Origin of the sequence: Castellaniella sp. MT123 (assembly GCF_039614765.1) — a bacterium.
Lineage (GTDB): Bacteria > Pseudomonadota > Gammaproteobacteria > Burkholderiales > Burkholderiaceae_B > Castellaniella.
Genome location: NZ_CP154879.1, coordinates 1,595,678 through 1,616,522, shown reverse-complemented (window position 1 = coordinate 1,616,522; position 20,845 = coordinate 1,595,678). Strand labels below are relative to the sequence as shown.

The following is a 20,845-nucleotide window of genomic DNA, read 5'->3' as shown; positions in this document are numbered from 1 at the left end:
TGTGTCGAATTCAAAAAGAGTCGGGCTCTGGGCGCTGCTGCTGCTGGTGGCGTATGTCGTCATTCCGTGGGTGCTGGGCGACAGCTACGTCATGAGCCTTCTTGTAGCAGCCCTGATCATTGGCGGTATTGCGTTGGCTTGGGCGTTGCTGAGCAATCTGGGCGGCATGCTCAGTTTCGGCCATTCCGCGTTCTTTGGGGTGGGGGCCTATGTGTCAGCCCTGCTCACCATGAAGGCAGGGGTGGGTGTGATGCCCGCCATGCTGATCGGAGGGGTGGGCGCCGTGGTGGCCTCGGTGGCGATGTTGCCCGTACTGCGTTTGCGAGGGGTCTATTTTGCGCTGGCAATTCTGGCGTACGCTACCATCTTTCGCGTGATTGCCACTCAGTGGGAATCCATGACGGGCGGTTCGGCGGGTTTGTCCAGTGTGCCGCACCTACCCGTGGTGTGGGGGGTGGATCTCTCCACCCGGGACGGCAGCTACTTGGTGATTCTCACGCTGCTGGTCGTGTTTGCCGTGGTCTACCGGCTCATCTGGGCAAGCCACTATGGTATGGCGTTGCGCGCCATACACGGCAGCGAGGACGCCACCCGTGTGGTGGGCGTCAACAGCGTTCTGCTCAAGGCGATGATGCTGTTCGTCTCGGCCTTCATGACGGGTGTGATCGGTGCCTTCAATGCGCATTACATCAATTTTCTGGAGCCGGACTACGCCTTCAGCGGGACCTGGGTCATTCTGCCCGTGGTGGCTGCCATTTTTGGCGGCTATCGAACTATCAGCGGGCCGATCGTCGGAGCTCTGGTGGTTTATCTGGTGGACCAGTTGATTTTCAAGGACTTCATCCCGGTGGGTCATCAACTGCTGCTGGGGGCTTTGCTGGTGGTCATGATCATTGGTAGCCCCAGCGGTCTAGTGCCCCTGGTGGGACGGCGGTTTCAGGCGCGTGCCTTGCCCTGATAAGCAATGAGAGTGGACATTTATGCTTAAACTTGAAAACCTCACAGTGCGCTTCGGGGGCCTGATCGCCGTCAATTCGGTGAGCCTGTCGGTCAATACGCACGAAATTCTGGGGCTCGTGGGCCCGAACGGCGCGGGTAAGACCACCCTGTTCAATGCCATCTCCGGACTGGTACGGCCCACGAGCGGGCACATTCTGTTCGATTCCGAACGCATCGAGCATATGCCGCTGCACCGCCGTGCCCGGCTGGGTGTGGGGCGCACCTTCCAGGTGCCGCAACCCATGCAAGCGTTGACCGTGCGTGAAAACTTGCTGGTGGCTCAGCGGTTCGGGGCGGGACACATGGATGCCGACAAGCTCGACGAGGTGCTGGCATTCACGAATTTGGCCGACAAGGCCGATTCTGAGGCGGCGACGCAACTCGCCCTAACCGAGCTCAAGGCACTGGAAGTCGCCAAGGCGCTGGTGACGGAACCCAAACTGCTCATGCTCGACGAGGTGCTGGCGGGGCTCGAAACCGCGGGCAAGCAACGATTTATGGTCATGTTGCAAAATCTCCATCAACGCTATTCACTCAGCATCATCATCATCGAGCACGACATCGAAACCGTGAGCAATCTGTGTCACCGGGTCGCCGTCCTGAATTACGGGGAGCTGATTGCCGACGGCATCCCTGACGAAGTGTTTCGTGATCCAGAGGTGATCAAGAGCTACACAGGGGCCGATCATGCTTGAAATCTCGAATGTGCGGGCTGGTTATGGCGTGATCAATATCCTCTGGGACATCTCCATGCAGGTCCCGGAGGGGCAACTGACTACGATCATTGGTCCGAACGGGGCCGGCAAAACCACGCTGCTGCGCGCCATCATGGGTCTGGTGCCCTTGGGCCAGGGTGAAATCCGCTTTCAGGGGCAGGTTTTCGGAAAGACGCCCACCTGGGAAATGTTAGGTCGGGGTCTCGCGATGATTCCCGAGGGGCGCATGATCTTCAAGGACATGTCGGTTGAAGATAACCTGATCCTCGGCGCTTTCCCCAAGGCGAGCCGGGGAGATGTATCGGCTAATTGTGAGCAGGCCTTCGAGATGTTCCCGCGGCTCAAGGAACGTCGACGGCAGATGGCCGGCACATTGTCGGGCGGTGAGGCGCAGATGCTTGCCATGGGCCGCGGCCTGATGTCGAACCCTAAGGTGCTGCTCATCGACGAACCATCCTTAGGGTTGGCGCCAGTCATCGTCAATGAGCTGTTCGATACGTTGCAGCGGCTTAAGGCGGAGGGCCGAACCATTGTGTTGGTCGAGCAGAACACCCACAAAGCCGTGCGGGTGGCTGATCAGGTTCACCTCATGCGCAGCGGTAAGCTGGTGCTGTCGCAAGCCGCGCATGACGTGGATGTGGCCGAATTGCAGCAGCGCTACTTTTCACACTGAATTCATTTAGCGGAATACCTTGACACACATGGCCTCAAGTTGTTCAAAGGATCCCTAGCATAGTGTTTTTATTAATATGATTATTCATATCAAGCTGTGGCTGTTCTTGCACGTGTGATTTTTGCAAGGATGGCCTCGGCGCTCTTGGCTCATCGGAATGGCTTGGCGCTATGCGCATTATGAGCATCGATAGACTGGCGGGTGGCCTCGCGCCGTTCCTGCACGCAGCCAAAGACACCCCGATACAAAGCCTGGCGCTCAAGGCTTGCGGGCCATCGCTCGAGAGCGTTCAGCCACGAGGCACTCGTGGGCGTGAAGTGCAGCTTCACGCGTGGGTGTCTCGCAAGCTGGGTTTTGAGAGAGGTGGCGGCGGAAATTCGGACAGTCTGCTCAGTGGAAGGCCCTGGGTCATTCTGACGGAGCTGAGCCTAGAGCCCAGTCTGAATGGAGATGAAAATGTCTGATCATGATCCCGCTGCTTGGGTCGGCCGCACCGAAACCTGTGTTGACGCCTTGGATCCGGGACATGTCCGGCGGGTGGCATTGAGCCTGAGCACGGACCCCGATCAAGTTGGCGAACATCTGCCCTTGCTGTGGCAGTGGGCCTTCTTTATCGAAGGCCAGCCGTATGCCCGTTTGGGAGAGGACGGTCACCCCCAGCGTGGCGGGTTTCTGCCGCCGGCAGCGGATCGCAATCGCATGTGGGCCGGCGGTCGGCTGGAATTTCATCACCCATTACAGGTGGGGGTGCCGGGAGAGCGGCGTTCCCGGATCGCAGCTGTGATGGAAAAAACCGGCCGCACCGGGCAATTGCTGTTCGTCACGGTGGAGCACCATTATTTCCAGGACAATGTGCTGTGTATCGCGGAAGAACAGGATATCGTCTATCGGCAACCTTCGCCCCCCGTCCTGGTGGGCACACAGACGGCCCCGGAGCCCCAGTGGTCGGAAACCGTGTCACTGGATTCCGTCATGCTGTTCCGCTATTCCGCCGTAACATTCAATGGCCATCGCATTCATTATGATGCACCCTATGCGCGAGACGTAGAGGGCTACCCCGGTTTGGTTGTGCATGGCCCGCTGATTGCCACCTGGATGACGCATGCGTTTCTGCGGGCGCATCCGGGCGCCAGGGTTCGGTCCCTGGCGTATCGGGGTGTGCGGCCGCTGATTGCTCCCAAGCCTTTCCGGGTCGGGGGCTGCCTTCAGCAGGATGGCGAGGCCACGCTATGGGCCGAGCAGGACGGCACCTTGGCGCATCAGGCCAGCCTGCGTTACGACAGTTAAAAAGCGGCCTTTGGCTTTTGCGCTTATTTGGCGTCGGCGGTGGCCAGCGTCGGGTAATCGATGTATCCCGCCGCACCACCGCCATACATCGTGGCCCGGTCAGGGTTGGCCAGCGGCGCGCCTGTCTTCAGGCGTTCCACCAGGTCCGGGTTGGCGATGAACGGACGGCCAAAGGCGAACAGGTCCGCGTTTCCGCCGGCGAGCCGCGCGTTGGCCAGTTCCAGGTCGTAGCCGTTGTTGGCGATGTAAGTGCGCTTGAAAAGCCGGCGCAAAGCGTCGAAGTCGAACGGAGCCTCGTCGCGCGGGCCACCCGTGGTGCCTTCGATGACATGCAGATACACCAGACCCAGGGCGTCGAGCTGCGCGACCAGATAGTTGAACTGCGCCTGCGGATCGCTGCTGGAGACGCCATTGGACGGAGACGCGGGCGAGATACGGATGCCTGTGCGCTCCGCGCCGATTTCCTTCACCACGGCGGCTGCGACCTCCAGCGTCAGCCGCGCGCGGTTCTCGATGGAGCCGCCATAGGCGTCGGTGCGTACGTTGGCGCCGTCCTTGAGGAACTGGTCCAGCAGATAGCCGTTGGCGGCATGGATTTCCACACCGTCGAAGCCGGCGACGATCGCGTTGGCGGCGGCCTTGCGGAAGTCATCGACGATGCCCGGAATCTCGTCGAGTCTCAGCGCGCGCGGCTCGGAGACGGCCGTGAAAGCGTCGTGCACGAAGGTCTTGGTGACGGCGCGAATGGCCGAGGGCGCGACCGGGGCGGCGCCGTTTTCCTGAAGGTCCACATGCGATACACGCCCGACGTGCCACAGCTGCAGGAAGATGCGCCCGCCCTTGGCGTGGACGGCATCGGTGACCGGCCGCCAGCCGTCGATCTGCGCTTGCGTATAGATGCCCGGGGTGTCCTGATACCCCTGGGCCTGTTGCGAGATCTGTGTGGCTTCGGAAATCAGCAGGCCGGCCGAGGCACGCTGGCTGTAATAGGTGGCGGCGAGCTCGCTGGGCACGAGGCCCGCGCCGGCTCGGTTGCGCGTCAATGGTGCCAGGACGATCCGGTTGGAAAGTGTCAGGGGACCGAGGGCATAGGGTTCGAACAGCGATTTTTGAGTCATGTCTTCATTCTTCCAGAGTGATTGGAGGGGGTGCTGTCGGGATCGTCATCGAGGCATTTGATGCACGCGTCGAGCAGATCGTGCAGGGCAGCGATGCGTTCGACCCCGAGCCGCTCGTTCAGGGCCACCTGAGCCTCTTTCCAGACGTGCCGCGTTTCAGATCGCTTCGTTTGACCGGCCGCGGTCGCTTCCACGAGGCGGCAGCGCGCATCGCTGCCGGCGCCAATTTTCAGCCACCCATGAGCCACCAGCGGCTGCATGTTGCGTGTCAGCGTCGAGGCGTCCATGTGCATGCGCCTGGCCAAGTCGCCCGGGCGGATGGGCCCAAGCTCGACGATGTATGACAGCAGCGCGTACTGCGTGTTCTTCAGCCCTGTTTCGCTGACATGGCGGTCGTAGTGACGCGTCACCATGCGGGTAAGCTGACGCAGTTTCAGGTTGGTACACCCCTGCGGTTTGACGGAAGTGTTCATGGTCAGTATTGTACCTGCAATTATTGCATATGCAATGTTATGATCGAAACAATCTGACGGAGTCTGGAAATGACCGTGCTTTATCTGGAAGATCTGGTGCCGGGACGGCGTTTTGCTGGCGGCACGCGCATCCGCATCGAGGAAAGCCGCATCAAGAGCTTTGCCGCCGAGTTCGATCCCCAGCCCTTCCACCTGGATCAGGCGGCTGCGGGCAGTTCGATCTTCCAGGGGCTCGCGGCAAGCGGCTGGCATACCGCCTCGGTCACCATGCGATTGCTGGTGGACAGCGAGTTCAAGCCGGCTGGCGGTATCGTCGGCGCTGGTTTCGACGAATTGCGCTGGCCGCTTCCAGTGCGGCCAGGCGATGAACTGCATGTCGAAAGCGAAGTGCTGGAAGTGCGGCCATCGAAATCCCGGCCGGGACAGGGTCTGGTCAAGGTCCGGACGACCACGCTGAATCAGGACGGGAAAGCCGTGCAGATATTCACGGGAAATCTCGTGGTGCGGCGACGGCCGGGTGTGACGCAAAAGGTGTAGCTCCTGTCTTGCGATGGGTTGTTCGCAGATCACGCTGCCTGAGCCTATCGGCCCCCCAGGCGACGGTACGCGGTCCGGCAGACCCGATCATGTCGAATGCGGTCGGGGTATGCTTACGCCTTCGCCCACCCCCCGTGCGATCCGCACGACGCCCGCCCTATGTCCCTCGTGTTTTCCGAACAATCCCTGCAGGCCCGCAATACGCTGGGGCTGGCGGCACGCGCCCCCGTGGCCGTGCTGGACGATGAATCGGACATTCCGGCGCTGTGCGCGATGCTGGCGGGCCCCCGGTCGAAGGACCATCCGGTGTTCGTTCTGGGGGGTGGCAGCAACATCGTGGTTCAGGCGCGACCGCGCCACCGTGTCCTGCGGGTGGGGTTGCGCGGTATCCGGCTATGGCGCGAGACGGCGGATCACTGGATCGTCGAGGCGGCGGCGGGCGAGCCATGGCACGGTTTTGTCGGCCATTGCCTGGCCCAGGGCTGGCCTGGTCTGGAAAATCTGGCGCTGATCCCCGGTACGGTCGGGGCCGCCCCTGTACAAAATATCGGGGCCTATGGCCTGGAACTGGACGAGCGCCTGCACTCCGTCGTGGCCTGGGATCTGCGCGCCGGCCGGGGGTGCGAGCTTTTACCGGCTGACTGCGGTTTTGCGTATCGCGACAGCCTGTTCAAGCATGATGGGGCGGGGCGTTGGCTGATCGCGCGGGTGCGCTTTGCGCTGCCCAAGGCCTGGACGCCGCGTCTGGATTATCCGGACGTGCGCGAGCATCCGCTGCTGCGGGAAGCTGCGCCCGAGCCGCCATACCAGAACAGGCCCGACCCGCAACACCGGGATGCCGCATCCGAAAATGGCTGCCGGGCCCCGAACGCCGGACTGACTCCGTCCAGGATCTTCGATGCCGTCTGCGACATCCGCCGCCGCAAATTGCCCGATCCGGCCGTGCTGGGCAATGCCGGCAGCTTCTTCAAGAATCCGGTGATCGATGAGGCGCAGGCGGCCGCGCTGAAACAGAGGTTCCCGGATCTGCGGACCTATCCCCAGCCCGATGGGCGGGTAAAACTGGCAGCAGGCTGGTTGATCGAACAGGCTGGCTGGAAGGGACGGCGCCTGGGGCCGGTGGGCATGCACGAGCGCCAGGCGCTGGTGCTGGTCAATCATGGCGGTGCCCAGGCGGCCGACGTGTTGGCGCTGGCACGGGCTGTCGGCGATGCGGTGCGCGGACAGTTTGGCGTGGATCTGGAGCGGGAGCCCGTCATCCTGGATTGACGGGCACAGCGCTTTGGCGTCGACACCACGACCGGCCCGGGCCGAGTGGCGGATCTTTCGTGGCGGGTTTCCCGCGCCGCCCGGCATGCGGGGAAAGAGCAGGTTTAGCTGGCCAGCACGTCCTGCATGTCGAACAGGCCGAATTCCTTGCGCGCCAGGTAGCGTGCGGCGCGCAGGCTGCCCTGGGCATAGGTGGCGCGGCTGCCGGATCGGTGCGTGATTTCGATGCGTTCGCCGGTGCCGCAGAAATAGACGGTGTGATCCCCCACAATATCGCCGCCACGCACGACCGAAAACCCGATGTGGCCGGTCTCGCGCACGCCGGTGTGGCCATGGCGTGCCCAATCGGCGACATCTTCCAGCTGGACGCCCCAGGCGTGGGCGACGGCTTCGCCCATCGCCAGCGCCGTGCCGGAGGGCGCGTCCACTTTGTTGCGGTGGTGCGCCTCGAAGACTTCGACGTCGTAGCCGCTGTTGAGCAGGCGAGCGGCCATGTCCAGCAGTTTCAGCGTGGCGTTCACCCCCACGCTCATGTTGGGGGAGAACACGATCGCGGTTTTCTGGGCGGCGGCGCGGATGGCCTGCTTGCCCTGGGTATCGAAGCCGGTGGTGCCGATGACGCATTTCACACCGTGCGTCGCGCAGACATCCAGATGGGCCAGGGTGCCTTCGGGACGGGTGAAGTCGATCAGGCAGTCGGCATTCGCCAGCGCCTGCAGGTCGTCGGTGATCGGAACGCCTGTCACAATGCCCAGAAAAGTGCCGGCGTCCTGGCCAAGCGCGCCGCTGCCAGTGCGATCGAGGGCGACGGCCAGCGTCAGGTCGGCGGAATCCAGGACGGCCTGGATCAACATGCGCCCCATGCGGCCCGAGGCCCCGGCAATGGCGATACGCATGATCATTGGCCTTTGGTGGTGTTGGCGGGGGTTTCGGTGTGGATCGTGGCCTGCGGGGTCTGTGTCGAGATGCCCGCGTTGGGGGCGGCCGAATCGTTCAGCCCGGGCGAGGCGGCCCGCTGGGCAGCTTCGTCGGCCTGAGTCTTGTTGGCGGGGGCGACGGCTTCCTTGCCGCTGTCGGTCTTCTGGAAGGGCTGGCGATCGGGTTGTTCGTCACCCGACCAACGGACCAGTTTGTCGTCCTGGAACCAGACGGTGAATTTGCGCAGTTCGTCCTTGCCGTAGCCAGGCTGGTTGTAATACGGATAGTCCCAGCGTTCGGCGTGGAAGATATCCTCGAGCGTCGGCGTGCCGAGAATGAACCGCACCTGATCACGGGTCATGCCGACTTCGAGCTGCGTCACCTGCTCGGCCGTGATCCAGTTGCCTTGCTGGACGGTGGCCCGATAGGGGAACCCCCAGTTTGTCGAACCGCAGCCGGCCAGACCGATGGTCAGCAGACCAGCGGCCAGACAGAGGGTTGCCCTGCGGGAAAAATGACTAGCTCGGATGCGCACGAAAGCCCCCGTGATCGATGGCTGGCCGGCGGATTGCGGCCGCTAAAACCGCTATCATAAAGGGAATTCGGAATTGCGCATGCGCGGGGCTGGGATCGGGGCTTGTCCGCCCGGCTTGCTTTCCCCCGCCAGACCCAGGATACTTGAACCATGAATGATCAGCTCGAGCTTAAAAACATGGGTCTGAAGGCGACGTTTCCGCGCCTGAAGATCCTCGATATATTCCGTAAGGCGGAAACCCGCCATCACAGCGCCGAAGACGTCTATCGCGCCTTGATCGCGGAAGACGTCGACATCGGCCTGGCCACGGTCTATCGGGTCCTGACTCAGTTCGAGCAGGCCGGTATCCTGTTGCGCAGCCAGTTCGATGGCGGCAAGGCCGTCTTCGAATTGAACGACGGGGATCATCACGATCACTTGATCTGCACCAACTGCGGGCGTGTCGTCGAATTTTCCGATGCGGAAATCGAAAAGCGCCAGCACCGCATCGCCAAGGAAAACGGGTTTTCACTGGAAAGCCACCACATGATGCTCTACGGTGTCTGCCCAAAATGCCTGGAGTCCAAAAAGACCGGGTAAGGCGTGATCGGGCCGGCTTCAGCCGGCCGATAGCCGCAGCATTTCCCGGGCATGGTCCCGGGTCGCTTCCGTGATCTTCAGTCCGCCCAGCATGCGGGCGACTTCCTGGATCCGTGCATCGGCATCCAGCGGCCGAATGGATGAAGACGTCCGGTGGGCGTGCGTCGTCTTGCTGACCTGGAAATGGTGGACCGCGCAGGCCGCCACCTGGGGTAGATGGGTGACACACAGCACCTGATGGCGCAAGCCCAGTTCGTGCAGCAACCGGCCCACGACTTCCGCCACACCGCCACCGATGCCGGTGTCCACTTCGTCGAAAATCAGGGTGGGGACGCGGGCCGCCTGGCTGGCGATGACAGACAGTGCCAGGGAAATCCGTGCCAGCTCGCCGCCCGAGGCGACCCGCGACAGCGGCCTGGGTGCCACCCCGGCATGTCCGGCCACCGCGAATTCCACCGTTTCCAGGCCGTGAGCCGAGGGCTTGCTGGCCGGTAGTTCAACCCGAAACGACCCGCCTTCCATGGACAGCGTCTGCATGGCGGCGGTGACCTGCCCGGCCAGGCGCTGCGCGGTGGCCTGGCGTGCGGTGCTCAGTGCCTGCGCGATCGTCTGGTAGCGGACTTCGGCGGTGGCGCAGGCCTGGGCGAGCGCGTCCAGATCCTGGCCGGCGGCCGCCTGTCGCAGCCGGGTGAGCAGCGTGTCGCGCAGATCGGCCAGTTCTTCGGGCTCGACGTGAAAACGCCGGGCGGCGGCGAACATTTGGCTCATGCGGGCGTCGGCCTGCGCCAGCGCGTCCGGATCCAGTTCCAGGCGGTCCGCGTAGGCGTTCAGGCCATGGACGGTTTCCGCGCACAGGATGCGGGCCGATTCCAGGGTCTGGCAGTGTTCTTCCAGGCGGGGATCGTGACGCACCAGGGACTGCAGCGTCTGCAGGGCGGCTTGCAGGGCCTGCGCCACCGATCCGGATTCGCCGTCCAGGGCTTCTATCGCCTGACCCGCGCCGGCCAGCAAGGCCTGGGCATGCGCCAGGCGGGACTGCCGCGCGCATAAGTCCGGCCATTCGCCGGGTTGCGGCGCCAGATCTTCCAGAAACGCGGCGTCCTGCCGCAGCTGTTCGAGCGCGGCGGCCTGGCCCGCGGCGTCGTTTCGGGCTGCATCCAGGGCGGACTGGGCGGCGCGCCAGGTGGTCCAGGCGTCCGACAGGGCGCGTGCCTGATCGGCGTGGCCCCCCTGGGTATCCAGAATGTCGCGCTGGCTGGCCGCCTGCAGCAGGCTCTGGTGGGCATGCTGGCCATGAATGTCCACCAGCAGGGCGCCCAAGTCGCGCAGCTGGTTCAGCGTGGTGGGCAGGCCATTGATATAGGCCTTGCTGCGCCCCTGGGTATCGATCACGCGGCGCAGGATCAGCTCGGGACCTTCGATGGCCTGTTCGTTCAGCCAGTCGGATGCGGCGGGCGGCGCGTCGAAGACCGCGCTGATGTCGGCGCGGCTGGCGCCTTCGCGCACCAGGGTGGCATCGCCCCGGCCGCCCAGGGCGAGCGACAGGGCATCGATCAGGATTGATTTCCCGGCGCCGGTTTCACCCGAAAACACGGTGAAGCCGGCTTCGAAGGCGATCTCGGCGCGATCGACGATGACGAAATCGAGAATGTGCAGAGCGCGCAGCATAGGGCCTTAGCGGGGGCTGTCGTCGGGGTCGTCCCAGGGATGCAGCATCCGGTTCCAGTTCAGTTTGCTGCGCAGGGTGGAAAAATAGCTGTAGCCCTGCGGGTGCAGGAAGCGTACCCGGTGCGGGCTGCGCCGCACATCGATGCGGTCGCCTTCCTGGCAGTTGGACAGGGTCTGCATGTCGAAGTGCACGCTGGCGCCCGTTTCCACCCGGCCGAGCGCACGGATGGTGATGTTCAACAGCGAGTCTTCCGGCAGGGTGATGGGCCGGTTCGACAGGGTCTGGGGCGCGACGGGCACCAGCACCAGCGCATTGACCTGAGGGTGCAGGATGGGCCCCCCAGCCGACAGGGCATAGGCCGTCGAGCCCGTGGGGGTGGCGATGATCAGGCCGTCGGCGCGCTGGCTGTGCATGAAGACGCCATTGCACTCGACCCGTAGTTCGATCATGCCGCCGCGCCCGGCGCGGTTGATGATGACGTCGTTCAGGGCTAGCCCCGCGACCATTTCCTGGTCGCCGCGCATGACGCGGCCTTCGAGCAGCGTGCGTTCGTCCTGCACATAGGCGCCATTCAGGATGCCGGTGATGGCCTCGTCGGCGTTGCCCAACGGGATGTCGGTGATGAAGCCCAGGCGGCCGTGGTTGATGCCGATCAGGGGGACGTCGAAGGTCGCCAGCTGCCGGGCTGCCGCCAGCATGGTACCGTCGCCGCCCATGATGATGACCAGATCGGCGCGTGTCCCGATGTCTGCGTAGGAAGCCAGCTGGAAATCGTGCACGCCGCTGTTGCGGCCCGTCTCGGCTTCGACCAGGACGGCGCAGCCCGCCGCCTGCAGGACCGATCCCAGGCGCCGCAGGGGCGCATCCAGGCCGCTGTCCTGGTAGCGGCCGACCAGGGCCACGGTGTTGAAGTGCATGGAACCCAGTGCCTCGCGCAATTAATGGAATAATAAGGAGTACCCGATTATAGGGGGATGAAAGCACACCCGCCGGTGCCGGTGTGTCGTGGTTGTCCCGGACGATGGATGAACTGGACATGGATGATCGAGCCAAAGCATTGCTGAAAACGCTGGTGGAACGCTACATCGCGGACGGCCAGCCCGTAGGGTCGCGTACCTTGTCCAAGGTCTTCGACCTGTCGCCGGCAACGATCCGCAACGTCATGGCCGACCTGGAAGACCTGGGCCTGATTCACAGCCCGCATACGTCGGCGGGGCGCATCCCCACGCCGCGTGGTTACCGCATGTTCGTCGATAGCCTGCTGACCGTGCGGCCCTACGAACTCAGCCCCAACCTGCAGATCGCCGACTGCCTGCCGGCGGCCGAGCCGGGGCGGGCCGTGATGGCGGCGGCCTCGCTGCTGTCGAACCTGTCGCAGTTCGCCGGCGTGGTGCTCACGCCCAAGCGCACGCAGGTGTTTCGCCACATCGAATTCATCCGTCTGTCGGACAAGCGCGTGCTGCTGATCATCGTCACGCCCAACGGGGATGTGCAGAACCGCATCCTGTTCGTGCCACGTGAATACACCGAAATCGAACTCCTGGAAGCCTCGAATTTTTTCAACCGGCATTTCTCCGGCAAGTCCTTCCACGAGGTCCGTCTGTCGCTGGCGGACGAACTGGCCTCCCTGAAATCCGACATCACCCGGCTGATGCAGCAGGCGGTCGACGCCGGCATCGGGTCGCCGGACACGGTGGACGAGTCGGTCGTGATCTCGGGCGAGGGCAAGCTGCTGGAAGTCTCCGAAATGACGGCCGACATGGACCGCTTGCGCCGGCTGTTCGCCTTGTTCGAACAGAAGACCGATCTGCTGCACCTGCTGGACGTGTCCAGCCACGCGCAGGGCGTGCAGATCTACATCGGCGGCGATTCGCGCCTGGTGCCGCTGGAAGACGTGTCGGTAATCACGGCGCCTTATGGCGTCGACGGGCAGGTCATCGGCACGCTGGGTGTGATCGGTCCCAGCCGCATGGCCTACGAGCGGGTCATCCCCATCGTGGACATCACGGCGCGGATGTTGTCCAATGCGCTCGGCCAAGCAGCATTGTGATATTTGATTTCATGACACGTTTCATTTCCGACACACCGGATCCGCGCGCTCTGGATCCCGACGCCGCCGGGCCGGATCGCGGGCCGTTGGGCGTGCTGCTGGTCAACCTGGGTACGCCGGACGCCCCCACCCCGGCGGCTGTGCGCCGCTACCTGGCGGAATTCCTGTCCGATCCGCGCGTGGTAGAGCTGCCCTCCTGGTTGTGGCAGATCATTTTGCGCCTGTTCGTGCTCACCCGCAGACCGGCGGTGATCGCGCCGAAATACGCCGAAATCTGGCTGGAACGCGGCTCACCGCTGCTGGTGCATGGGCAGGACCTGGCCGAGGGCGTCGCGCAGACCTTGCGGGACCAGGGCTTGGACGTCCGGGTCGAACTGGCGATGCGCTACGGCCAGCCCGCCATCGCCGGCCGGCTGGATGCCCTGATGGCCGCCGGCTGCGGCCGCATCCTGGTGGCGCCCCTGTATCCGCAGTATGCCGCCAGCACCACGGCCACCGCCGTGGATGCGGTCAACGCCCATCTGGCGCATCTGCGCCATCAACCGACCCTGCGGGTTCTGGACCGCTTCCCTCAGGATTCCGCCTACATCGAGGCCTTGCATCAGTCCATCCGGACGCATTGGGAACAGGTTGGGCCCGCGGACCGCCTGCTGCTCAGTTTCCATGGCCTGCCGCAGTCCTGTGTGCAGCGCGGAGACCCGTATTTTCGCGACTGCATGCGGACGGCGGCCGCGCTGCGCACACGGTTGGGTGCTGACGGCCAGCGTCTGTACGTCAGTTTTCAGAGCCGCTTCGGTGCCGCGCCCTGGTTGCAGCCATATACGCAGGCAACGCTCGAAGCCTGGGGGCGCGAAGGCGTGGCCCGTGTCGACGTGCTCTGCCCCGGGTTTCTGGCGGACTGCCTAGAAACCCTGGAAGAGATCAATCTGGGCTGCCGCAGGGCTTTTCTGGCGGCGGGCGGGCGCGAATTCCACTACATCCCCTGTCTGAACGCGGATCCCGGTTGGGTGCGGGGATTCGCCGGCCTGATCGCCCGCAATCTGGCCGGGTGGACGTAGTCAGCCCTCGGATCGGGGTCTTGAAATCACCGTTTCACCCCCCCATATGACAAAACATTCGCATTCATCTGTTTTTGGAGAATTCACCATGTCGGCACCCCAGGAAGACTTGGACCCTAAAGCCGCGCCCGGCGCCGCGCCTCGGGGTTCGGCCGAAACCCCTGATGCCCCCGGCGCTGCATCCGCCGAGTCCGCGGCTGCTCAATCCGGCGAGGACCTCGCCGCGCTGCTGGCCGAGGCTCAGGCCAAGATCACCGAATATCACGACCAATTGCTGCGCGCCCACGCCGAAGTCGAAAACGTACGCCGCCGCGCCCAGGAAGACGTGGCCAAGGCCCGCAAGTTCGGCACCGAATCCTTCGCCGAAAGCCTGATTCCCGTGTGTGACAGCCTGGAAGCGGCGCTGGCTCAGGAAGGCCAGACGGCGGACGACTGGAAGCACGGCGTCGAAGCCACGTTGCGCCAGCTCAACACGGCGTTCGAACGAAACCAGATGCGGGAAATCGCACCACAGCCGGGCGAGACTTTCGATCCGCATCGTCATCAGGCAATTTCGACGGTACCTTCGGAACATGCCCAGGGCTTGGTTGCCCAGACCCTGCAAAAAGGCTATCTGATCGCGGACCGCGTGCTGCGTCCGGCGCTGGTGATGGTATCGGCCGGGCAGGGCTGAGTCCTCAGACGCCGCATGGCGCGGCCCGGTCGGCAGGCATCCGGAAAATTTCCGGCCTTGTCTTGAAATCGGGTCCGCCAGCCCCACATCAGAAACATTGGCGGGTCAGTCCCGCACCTCCCTCAAATATCGACAGGATCAAACATGAGCAAGATCATCGGGATCGACCTGGGTACGACCAACAGCTGTGTGGCTGTGCTGGACGGCGCCAAGGTCCAGATCATTGAAAACTCCGAAGGCGCCCGCACCACGCCGTCCATCGTGGCCTACATGCAGGACGGCGAGGTCCTGGTCGGCGCGCCGGCCAAACGCCAGGCGGTGACCAACCCCAAGAACACCATCTACGCCGTCAAGCGTCTGATCGGTCGCAAGTTCGACGAAAAGGCCGTGCAAAAGGACATCAATCTGATGCCCTACAAGATCCTCAAGGCCGACAACGGTGACGCCTGGGTCGAGGCGCAGGACAAGAATCTCGCCCCGCCGCAGGTGTCGGCCGACATCCTGCGCAAGATGAAAAAGACCGCCGAAGACTACCTGGGCGAGGAAGTCACCGAAGCCGTGATCACGGTGCCGGCCTACTTCAACGACAGCCAACGCCAAGCCACCAAGGACGCCGGCCGCATCGCGGGTCTGGAAGTCAAACGCATCATCAACGAACCGACCGCGGCCGCCCTGGCCTTCGGCCTGGACAAGTCCGAGCGCGGCGACCGCAAGATCGTGGTGTATGACCTGGGTGGCGGCACGTTCGACGTGTCCATCATCGAAATCGCCGACGTGGACGGTGAAAAGCAGTTCGAAGTCCTGTCCACCAACGGTGACACCTTCCTGGGCGGCGAAGACTTCGATCTGCGCATCATCAATTACATCATCGACGAATTCAAGAAGGAATCCGGCGTCGACCTGTCCAAGGACGTGCTGGCCATGCAGCGCCTGAAGGAAGCCGCCGAGAAGGCCAAGATCGAACTCTCCTCGACGCAGCAGACCGAAATCAACCTGCCGTACATCACGGCGGATCAGTCCGGTCCGAAGCACCTGAATCTGAAGATCACCCGCTCGAAGCTCGAGGCGCTGGTCGAAGACCTGATCGAACGCACGATCGAGCCCTGCCGCACCGCCATCAAGGACGCCGGCATCAAGGTCTCCGAGATCGACGACGTGATCCTGGTCGGCGGCATGACCCGTATGCCCAAGGTCCAGGAGAAGGTCAAGGAATTCTTCGGCCGTGATCCGCGCAAGGACGTGAACCCCGACGAGGCCGTGGCCGCCGGTGCCGCGATCCAGGGTTCCGTGCTGTCGGGCGACCGCAAGGACGTGCTGTTGCTGGACGTGACCCCGCTGTCCCTGGGCATCGAAACCATGGGCGGCGTGATGACCAAGATGATCAAGAAGAACACCACGATTCCGACGCGTTTCTCGCAGGTGTTCTCGACGGCCGATGACAATCAGCCGGCCGTGACGATCAAGGTCTTCCAGGGCGAGCGCGAAGTGGCCGCCGGCAACAAGGGGCTGGGCGAATTCAACCTGGAAGGTATCCCGCCCGCGCCGCGCGGCCTGCCGCAGATCGAGGTCACGTTCGACATCGACGCCAACGGCATCCTGCATGTGTCGGCCAAGGACAAGGGCACCGGCAAGGAAAACAAGATCACGATCAAGGCCAGCTCCGGGCTGACCGAGGACGAGATCGAGCGCATGGTGAAGGACGCCGAGGCCAATGCCGAGGAAGATCACCGCGTTGCCGAACTGGCACAATCGCGCAACCAGGCCGACGGTCTGGTCCATGCCACGCGCAAGTCCCTGACGGAATACGGCGACAAGCTCGAGGCGGCCGAAAAGGACGCCATCGAGTCGGCGATCAAGGACCTGGAAGAAGCCGTCAAGGGCGACGACAAGGCCGCCATCGACGCCAAGGTCGAAGCCCTGTCCACGGCATCGCAGAAGTTGGGCGAAAAGATGTATGCCGACATGCAGGCCAAGGCAGCTGCCGAAGGCGCCGCTGCGGCGGATGGCGCGAAGCCGGCCGACGACAATGTCGTCGATGCCGACTTCAAGGAAGTGAAGCGCGACTGATCGTGGATCCGCCTGTGTCCGGACTGGTCTCGTGCCGGTCCGGATCATGGCGGTTCACCCGCATGCAGATGCCCGGCCCTGGCGTTTTCGCCGGTCCGGGCTTGTGTCCTTCAATGAGCAGCGCATAGCGCAGGCAATCGACATCTATGGCAAAACGAGATTTTTACGAAATCCTGGGGGTCGCCAAGAACGCCTCGGATGACGACATCCGCAAGGCCTACCGCAAGCTGGCCATGAAATACCATCCGGACCGCAACCCGGACAGCAAGGAAGCGGAGGACAAGTTCAAAGAGGCGAAGGAAGCCTACGAGATGCTGTCCGACGCCGAAAAGCGCGCGGCCTATGACCGGTTCGGTCATGCGGGCGTGGATCCCAATGCAGCGGCCGGTGCCGGCATGGGCGGGGCGGGCGGTTTTGCTGATGCCTTTGGCGACATCTTTGGCGAGATCTTCGGTGGCGCGGGTGGCCGTCGGGGCGGTGGCGGGCCGCAGGTCTATCGCGGCGCCGATCTGAAGTACAACCTGGAAATCAGCCTGGAGCAGGCGGCCAGCGGCTTCGATACGGAAATCCGTATCCCCAGTTGGGAAACCTGCGACACCTGTCATGGTTCCGGGGCCAAGCCGGGCACCACTCCACATACCTGCCACACTTGCGGCGGCAGCGGCGCGGTGCGCATGCAGCAGGGCTTTTTCAGCGTGCAGCAGACCTGCCCGACCTGTCACGGCAGCGGCAAGGAAATTCCCAACCCTTGCGCGGAATGCGACGGGGTGGGCCGCATCCGCAAGAACAAGACCCTGCAGGTCAAGATCCCGGCGGGGATCGACGACGGCATGCGCATCCGGTCGTCCGGCAACGGTGAACCTGGCGTCAACGGTGGGCCTCCGGGCGACCTGTTCGTCGAAATCCGCATCAAGCCGCATGGCATCTTCCAGCGCGACGGCGAGGATCTGCACTGCGAACTGACCATCCCCTTCACCAAGGCGGCATTGGGCGGCACCCTGGAAGTGCCTACGCTCTCAGGGCGCGGCGAGATCACCATCCCCGAAGGCACCCAGACGGGCAAGACCTTCCGCCTGCGTGGCAAGGGCATCAAGGGGATCCGGTCCAGCTATCCCGGCGACCTGTACTGTCACGTCGCCGTGGAAACGCCGGTGCGTCTGAATGACGAACAGAAAGCCCTGCTGCGTCAGTTCGAGACATCCTTGACCAGCGGCGGCGACCGCCATTCGCCCAAAAGCGAGTCCTGGACGGACAAGGTGAAGAGCTTCTTTTCCTGAATCGTTCGCTGAACGGCTTTCTTGGAAGCCCCGCCTCCGGATGACCCGGTGGCGGGGCTTTTCCGTCTAATGTTTCGGATGCGAATCGGCCGCCACCGCGATGCTCAGGTCGTCGGGCTTGAGCAAGGTCCGCATGGCATCGTTCACCTGATCCGCCTTCAGTGCCTTCAGCTGGTCGATGATGTGCTGCTGCCAGGCGAAGCTACGCCCGGTTTCCAGGTAATCCAGCCAGCGGTCGGCCAGCCAGGTGTCGCTGGACCGGCCCAACTGCAGGTAATTCACCAGGGACGTCACGCCCTGATCGACATCCTGCTGTGTGAAGCCGGATTTCAGCGTGGCATCGAGGGTGGCGCGCATCGCCTGTTGCAGCGTCTGGGCGTTCTGCGATGCCATGGTGGCAAACAGCGTCCAGGCGCCGGACGGCTCGAAGGCCGATGCCCGTAGATTGCTGCCGACCCCATAGGACAGGCCCTGCTTGACGCGGATGCTTTGCCATAGGCGGGAATCCTCGGACCCTCCCAGCAGGTAATTGGCCAGCATCAGGGCGGGCCAGCGCGGGTCCGTATCCTGCAGTTTCAGCGGCAGGGTGGCCAGGTAGTTGGCGTTGGCCTTGCCTGGGGCTGGAATCTCGAAGGTCTTGGGCGCCACCGCATACCAGGGGTCAGGAATCCGGACGTAGGCTGGCGCCTGGTGCCAGCCTGACAGCGCGTCGCGCAGGGTGTCCTGGAGTGCTTTCGGGTCGAAGTCGCCGACCAGCGAAACCGTCATGCCGCCCGCGCCGTAGAAGCGGTCGTGGAATTTCAGCAGCTGATCCCGCGTCAGCGTTTTCGTCTGTGCCAGCATTTCCTGGGCTGTGGGCGTATAGCGGATGTCCTCCGGTTTCCAGGGCTGTCCGTGGCGTTGCAGCGCATTGCGCACCAGATACGACGGGCTGACGGCTTCGTTTTCGATGTTGGTAGTCAGACTGCGCTGGATCTCCGCCAGTTCCGTCGCGGGGAACGACGGGTGGCGTAGCAGGTGGAAGACCAGCTTCAGCAGTTCCGGCAGGTGTTCGCGGGAACTGCGCAGCGAGACGGTCAAGGTGTTGCCTTCGTCGTTGAAGGCCAGTTCGGAGTCCAGGGCATTGAGCCGATCCTCGATCTGCTGGCGCGACATATCGTCGGTGCCCCGTAGCAGCATCGCGGCGGTCATCGACGGCACCAGGCCGAGGCCTTTCATCTGCTCGACCGAGCCGAAGTGCAGGCGCAGGAAACCATGCACCTGGTCGCCCGGGGTCGCCTTGGGCAGCAATGCCATCGACACGGTCCCGTTGGGCAGCGTCAGGGCGCTGCGCTGCGTGGTGGCGTCGATCGCCTGGGGATCGGTATCGAAGGTCGCCACGGTGGGGCGGGTCGTCCCGGTCTTCAGTTGCTCGATCCAGGGCTTCAGGTCCGCGGCGGGGGCGGCCGGTGCATACTTTGGATCGGGGGTCGGCAGGTACAGGCCGCTGGTGCGGTTGCTGGGCAGCAGCCAGGTTTTCAATTCCGTACGGATCGAATCGAGCGTCAGGGCGCGCACACGCAATGGTTCGATGAACAACAGCCGCCAGTCGCCTCTGGATACCGCGTTGGACAGGGCGTCGGCCAGGCTGGCGGGCTGGTTGTAGATCTGTTTCCACTGGTTCAGCCAGGCGGTCCGGTTGCGGTCCAGGGCGGTCTGATCCAGCTGATCGATCCCGCCGGATTCCAGGGTCTGTTCCAGTATCTTCAGGGCTGCCTGAGGGTCGGCATCCGGCTGCAGCTGGGCGCCAAACACCGCGTAACCGGGCTGCTGCATGGCCCGCGCAAAGCCGAAGACGCTGCTGGCCTGGCCACTTTTTACCAAAGACTGATAGAGTGGTCCGGCCGGCGTATCCGCCAGCATGTCGGTGCCCATCGACAGCGCCGTGAAGACGTCGCTGGTCGCTTCCGGGAAGTGATACTGCGCGATCGCGATCGGGCTGCCGCCGATGCGGCGCAGGGTGGTGGCGCGCGCGCCTTGCTGGACCGGCTCGACCGTGTATTCCGGTGGCAGCACGCGGGTCGGCCTGACCATGGGGCCAAAGTCCTGGGCGATCCACTGCAGCACCTGTTGCGTGTCGAAGCGGCCCGTCACGATCAGGACGGCATTGTCCGGCTGATAGTAGCGGTGGTAGAACGCCTGCAGCTGCGCCACGTCGACGTGTTCCACGTCGGATCGCGCGCCGATGACACTGCGGCCATAGGGATGCCAGACATAGGCGGCGGCGTCGGTCTGCTGCAGCAGCATGCTGAATGGGCTGTTTTCGCCACGCTCCATTTCATTGCGCACCACGGGCATTTCCGCATCCAGATCGGCGCGGCTGATGCGGGAATTCAGCATGGCATCGGCCTGCCAGGACAGATACCAGCGCAAGGTGTCCGGGTTGCTGGAGAACGTGGCGTAGTAGTTGGTCAGGTCGGTCGAAGTGGATCCGTTGGCGGCCAGGCCGCGCCGGGAAAATTCGGCCAACGCGTCGGGGTGTTTCGGGCTGCCGCGGAACAGCAGGTGTTCCAGCAGGTGCGCCATGCCGGTCTCGCCGGCGCCCTCGTTGCGTGAGCCGACCTTGTAGCTCATGTTCACGGTCGTCTGGGCGCGGGAATCATCAGGGGCGAGCAGCACCTGCAGGCCGTTGGCCAGGTGGTATTCCGCGATGCCTTCGATCATGACCACCGGCGTGATGCCGGGGGGTGTCTTGGCCTGTGCAAGGCAAGGCGTAGCGATCGCCAGGGGCAGGAACAGTACCAGCAGGGAAAGGAAGGATTTCAGTCGTTTCATGTAGAGTCGCAGCCCGTGGGTAAAGGGTCATCGCCCATAACAGTACTGCAAATAGGGTGGCGTCTGGCGGAACGACGGATTTGTTGATCCCCCCTGGGAGCGGGATGGTAGCGCGGACTCCGCTGCATGGGGC

19 protein-coding genes and 1 pseudogene are annotated in these 20,845 nt (G+C 63.7%); 12 read left to right on the top strand and 8 right to left on the bottom strand.

What is annotated here, in order from left to right:
* The first annotated feature begins 1 nt into the window (after nucleotide 1).
* Genes ABCV34_RS07530 through ABCV34_RS07520 form a run of 3 tightly spaced genes read left to right on the top strand, consistent with a single transcriptional unit; the run spans nucleotide 2 to nucleotide 2,388 of the window.
* Nucleotides 2-958, top strand: a complete 957-nt coding sequence (locus tag ABCV34_RS07530) for a branched-chain amino acid ABC transporter permease (protein ID WP_345798583.1) — start codon at nucleotides 2-4, stop codon at nucleotides 956-958.
* A gap of 22 nt (nucleotides 959-980) precedes the next feature.
* On the top strand, nucleotides 981-1,694 hold the full coding sequence (locus tag ABCV34_RS07525) for an ABC transporter ATP-binding protein (protein ID WP_345798582.1): 714 nt from the start codon (nucleotides 981-983) through the stop codon (nucleotides 1,692-1,694).
* Complete coding sequence (locus ABCV34_RS07520; protein ID WP_345798581.1) at nucleotides 1,687-2,388, top strand: ABC transporter ATP-binding protein; 702 nt, start codon at nucleotides 1,687-1,689, stop codon at nucleotides 2,386-2,388. The genes ABCV34_RS07525 and ABCV34_RS07520 overlap by 8 nt, the downstream gene beginning before the upstream one ends.
* A 152-nt stretch (nucleotides 2,389-2,540) precedes the next feature.
* On the opposite strand, the pseudogene ABCV34_RS07515 reads toward ABCV34_RS07520, so the two are convergent.
* A pseudogene (locus ABCV34_RS07515) lies at nucleotides 2,541-2,735 on the bottom strand (IS630 family transposase); the annotation flags it as partial.
* Nucleotides 2,736-2,844: 109 nt separating this feature from the next.
* On the opposite strand from ABCV34_RS07515, the gene ABCV34_RS07510 reads away from it, so the two are divergent.
* Nucleotides 2,845-3,675: a MaoC family dehydratase N-terminal domain-containing protein gene (locus ABCV34_RS07510; RefSeq protein WP_345798580.1), complete on the top strand. Its 831-nt coding sequence runs from the start codon at nucleotides 2,845-2,847 to the stop codon at nucleotides 3,673-3,675.
* Nucleotides 3,676-3,698: 23 nt separating this feature from the next.
* Here the strand turns inward: ABCV34_RS07510 and ABCV34_RS07505 are convergent, their stop codons facing one another.
* Both ABCV34_RS07505 and ABCV34_RS07500 read right to left on the bottom strand, forming a co-directional pair.
* Complete coding sequence (locus ABCV34_RS07505) at nucleotides 3,699-4,793, bottom strand: alkene reductase (protein ID WP_345798579.1); 1,095 nt, start codon at nucleotides 4,791-4,793, stop codon at nucleotides 3,699-3,701.
* Complete coding sequence (locus ABCV34_RS07500) at nucleotides 4,790-5,266, bottom strand: MarR family winged helix-turn-helix transcriptional regulator (RefSeq protein WP_345798578.1); 477 nt, start codon at nucleotides 5,264-5,266, stop codon at nucleotides 4,790-4,792. The genes ABCV34_RS07505 and ABCV34_RS07500 overlap by 4 nt, the downstream gene beginning before the upstream one ends.
* 69 nt (nucleotides 5,267-5,335) lie before the next feature.
* Here ABCV34_RS07500 and ABCV34_RS07495 point away from each other — a divergent pair, with 69 nt between their 5' ends.
* Together ABCV34_RS07495 and murB are read left to right on the top strand one after the other, a co-directional pair.
* Nucleotides 5,336-5,803, top strand: a complete 468-nt coding sequence (locus tag ABCV34_RS07495; RefSeq protein WP_345798577.1) for a MaoC family dehydratase — start codon at nucleotides 5,336-5,338, stop codon at nucleotides 5,801-5,803.
* 159 nt (nucleotides 5,804-5,962) lie between these two features.
* Nucleotides 5,963-7,072, top strand: a complete 1,110-nt coding sequence (gene murB, locus ABCV34_RS07490; RefSeq protein WP_345798576.1) for a UDP-N-acetylmuramate dehydrogenase — start codon at nucleotides 5,963-5,965, stop codon at nucleotides 7,070-7,072.
* A 104-nt stretch (nucleotides 7,073-7,176) separates the two neighbouring features.
* Here murB and dapB read toward each other — a convergent pair whose 3' ends face one another.
* Complete coding sequence (gene dapB, locus ABCV34_RS07485; RefSeq protein ID WP_345798575.1) at nucleotides 7,177-7,968, bottom strand: 4-hydroxy-tetrahydrodipicolinate reductase; 792 nt, start codon at nucleotides 7,966-7,968, stop codon at nucleotides 7,177-7,179.
* A gap of 2 nt (nucleotides 7,969-7,970) precedes the next feature.
* Entirely contained in the window at nucleotides 7,971-8,480 is a 510-nt protein-coding gene (locus tag ABCV34_RS07480) for an outer membrane protein assembly factor BamE (protein WP_345798732.1), read from the bottom strand.
* A gap of 195 nt (nucleotides 8,481-8,675) precedes the next feature.
* On the opposite strand from ABCV34_RS07480, the gene fur reads away from it, so the two are divergent.
* Complete coding sequence (fur, locus tag ABCV34_RS07475; protein ID WP_345798574.1) at nucleotides 8,676-9,104, top strand: ferric iron uptake transcriptional regulator; 429 nt, start codon at nucleotides 8,676-8,678, stop codon at nucleotides 9,102-9,104.
* Nucleotides 9,105-9,122: 18 nt separating this feature from the next.
* Here fur and recN read toward each other — a convergent pair whose 3' ends face one another.
* Both recN and ABCV34_RS07465 read right to left on the bottom strand, forming a co-directional pair.
* Nucleotides 9,123-10,772: a DNA repair protein RecN gene (gene recN, locus ABCV34_RS07470; RefSeq protein ID WP_345798573.1), complete on the bottom strand. Its 1,650-nt coding sequence runs from the start codon at nucleotides 10,770-10,772 to the stop codon at nucleotides 9,123-9,125.
* A gap of 6 nt (nucleotides 10,773-10,778) precedes the next feature.
* Nucleotides 10,779-11,690: an NAD kinase gene (locus ABCV34_RS07465; RefSeq protein WP_345798572.1), complete on the bottom strand. Its 912-nt coding sequence runs from the start codon at nucleotides 11,688-11,690 to the stop codon at nucleotides 10,779-10,781.
* A 119-nt stretch (nucleotides 11,691-11,809) separates the two neighbouring features.
* Here ABCV34_RS07465 and hrcA point away from each other — a divergent pair, with 119 nt between their 5' ends.
* From hrcA to dnaJ, 5 genes are all read left to right on the top strand, one after another.
* Nucleotides 11,810-12,823, top strand: coding sequence for a heat-inducible transcriptional repressor HrcA (gene hrcA, locus ABCV34_RS07460; protein ID WP_345798571.1), 1,014 nt, complete (start codon nucleotides 11,810-11,812; stop codon nucleotides 12,821-12,823).
* An 11-nt stretch (nucleotides 12,824-12,834) separates the two neighbouring features.
* The gene (gene hemH / locus ABCV34_RS07455) at nucleotides 12,835-13,881 is read left to right on the top strand and encodes a ferrochelatase (protein ID WP_345798570.1); all 1,047 of its coding nucleotides are present in this window, start codon (nucleotides 12,835-12,837) and stop codon (nucleotides 13,879-13,881) included.
* 88 nt (nucleotides 13,882-13,969) lie between these two features.
* Nucleotides 13,970-14,554 (top strand): nucleotide exchange factor GrpE, encoded by a 585-nt coding sequence (gene grpE, locus ABCV34_RS07450; protein ID WP_345798569.1) that lies wholly within the window; start codon nucleotides 13,970-13,972, stop codon nucleotides 14,552-14,554.
* A gap of 144 nt (nucleotides 14,555-14,698) precedes the next feature.
* Nucleotides 14,699-16,621: a molecular chaperone DnaK gene (gene dnaK, locus ABCV34_RS07445; protein ID WP_345798568.1), complete on the top strand. Its 1,923-nt coding sequence runs from the start codon at nucleotides 14,699-14,701 to the stop codon at nucleotides 16,619-16,621.
* A 146-nt stretch (nucleotides 16,622-16,767) separates the two neighbouring features.
* Nucleotides 16,768-17,898, top strand: a complete 1,131-nt coding sequence (dnaJ, locus tag ABCV34_RS07440; protein WP_345798567.1) for a molecular chaperone DnaJ — start codon at nucleotides 16,768-16,770, stop codon at nucleotides 17,896-17,898.
* Between the two features lie 66 nt (nucleotides 17,899-17,964).
* Here dnaJ and ABCV34_RS07435 read toward each other — a convergent pair whose 3' ends face one another.
* Nucleotides 17,965-20,712 carry a pitrilysin family protein gene (locus ABCV34_RS07435; RefSeq protein ID WP_345798566.1) on the bottom strand — a complete coding sequence of 916 codons (2,748 nt, stop codon included), beginning with the start codon at nucleotides 20,710-20,712 and terminating at the stop codon, nucleotides 17,965-17,967.
* Nucleotides 20,713-20,845: the final 133 nt, after the last annotated feature.

Excerpts from the sequence above, each read along its gene's own strand:
- ABCV34_RS07525 (WP_345798582.1), top strand. The coding sequence starts at position 981 with ATGCTTAAACTTGAAAACCTCACAGTGCGCTTCGGGGGCCTGATCGCC.
- ABCV34_RS07520 (WP_345798581.1), top strand. The coding sequence starts at position 1,687 with ATGCTTGAAATCTCGAATGTGCGGGCTGGTTATGGCGTGATCAATATC.
- ABCV34_RS07510 (WP_345798580.1), top strand. The coding sequence starts at position 2,845 with ATGTCTGATCATGATCCCGCTGCTTGGGTCGGCCGCACCGAAACCTGT.
- ABCV34_RS07505 (WP_345798579.1), bottom strand. The coding sequence starts at position 4,793 with ATGACTCAAAAATCGCTGTTCGAACCCTATGCCCTCGGTCCCCTGACA.
- ABCV34_RS07500 (WP_345798578.1), bottom strand. The coding sequence starts at position 5,266 with ATGAACACTTCCGTCAAACCGCAGGGGTGTACCAACCTGAAACTGCGT.
- ABCV34_RS07495 (WP_345798577.1), top strand. The coding sequence starts at position 5,336 with ATGACCGTGCTTTATCTGGAAGATCTGGTGCCGGGACGGCGTTTTGCT.
- murB (WP_345798576.1), top strand. The coding sequence starts at position 5,963 with ATGTCCCTCGTGTTTTCCGAACAATCCCTGCAGGCCCGCAATACGCTG.
- dapB (WP_345798575.1), bottom strand. The coding sequence starts at position 7,968 with ATGCGTATCGCCATTGCCGGGGCCTCGGGCCGCATGGGGCGCATGTTG.
- fur (WP_345798574.1), top strand. The coding sequence starts at position 8,676 with ATGAATGATCAGCTCGAGCTTAAAAACATGGGTCTGAAGGCGACGTTT.
- recN (WP_345798573.1), bottom strand. The coding sequence starts at position 10,772 with ATGCTGCGCGCTCTGCACATTCTCGATTTCGTCATCGTCGATCGCGCC.
- ABCV34_RS07465 (WP_345798572.1), bottom strand. The coding sequence starts at position 11,690 with ATGCACTTCAACACCGTGGCCCTGGTCGGCCGCTACCAGGACAGCGGC.
- hrcA (WP_345798571.1), top strand. The coding sequence starts at position 11,810 with ATGGATGATCGAGCCAAAGCATTGCTGAAAACGCTGGTGGAACGCTAC.
- hemH (WP_345798570.1), top strand. The coding sequence starts at position 12,835 with ATGACACGTTTCATTTCCGACACACCGGATCCGCGCGCTCTGGATCCC.
- grpE (WP_345798569.1), top strand. The coding sequence starts at position 13,970 with ATGTCGGCACCCCAGGAAGACTTGGACCCTAAAGCCGCGCCCGGCGCC.
- dnaK (WP_345798568.1), top strand. The coding sequence starts at position 14,699 with ATGAGCAAGATCATCGGGATCGACCTGGGTACGACCAACAGCTGTGTG.
- dnaJ (WP_345798567.1), top strand. The coding sequence starts at position 16,768 with ATGGCAAAACGAGATTTTTACGAAATCCTGGGGGTCGCCAAGAACGCC.
- ABCV34_RS07435 (WP_345798566.1), bottom strand. The coding sequence starts at position 20,712 with ATGAAACGACTGAAATCCTTCCTTTCCCTGCTGGTACTGTTCCTGCCC.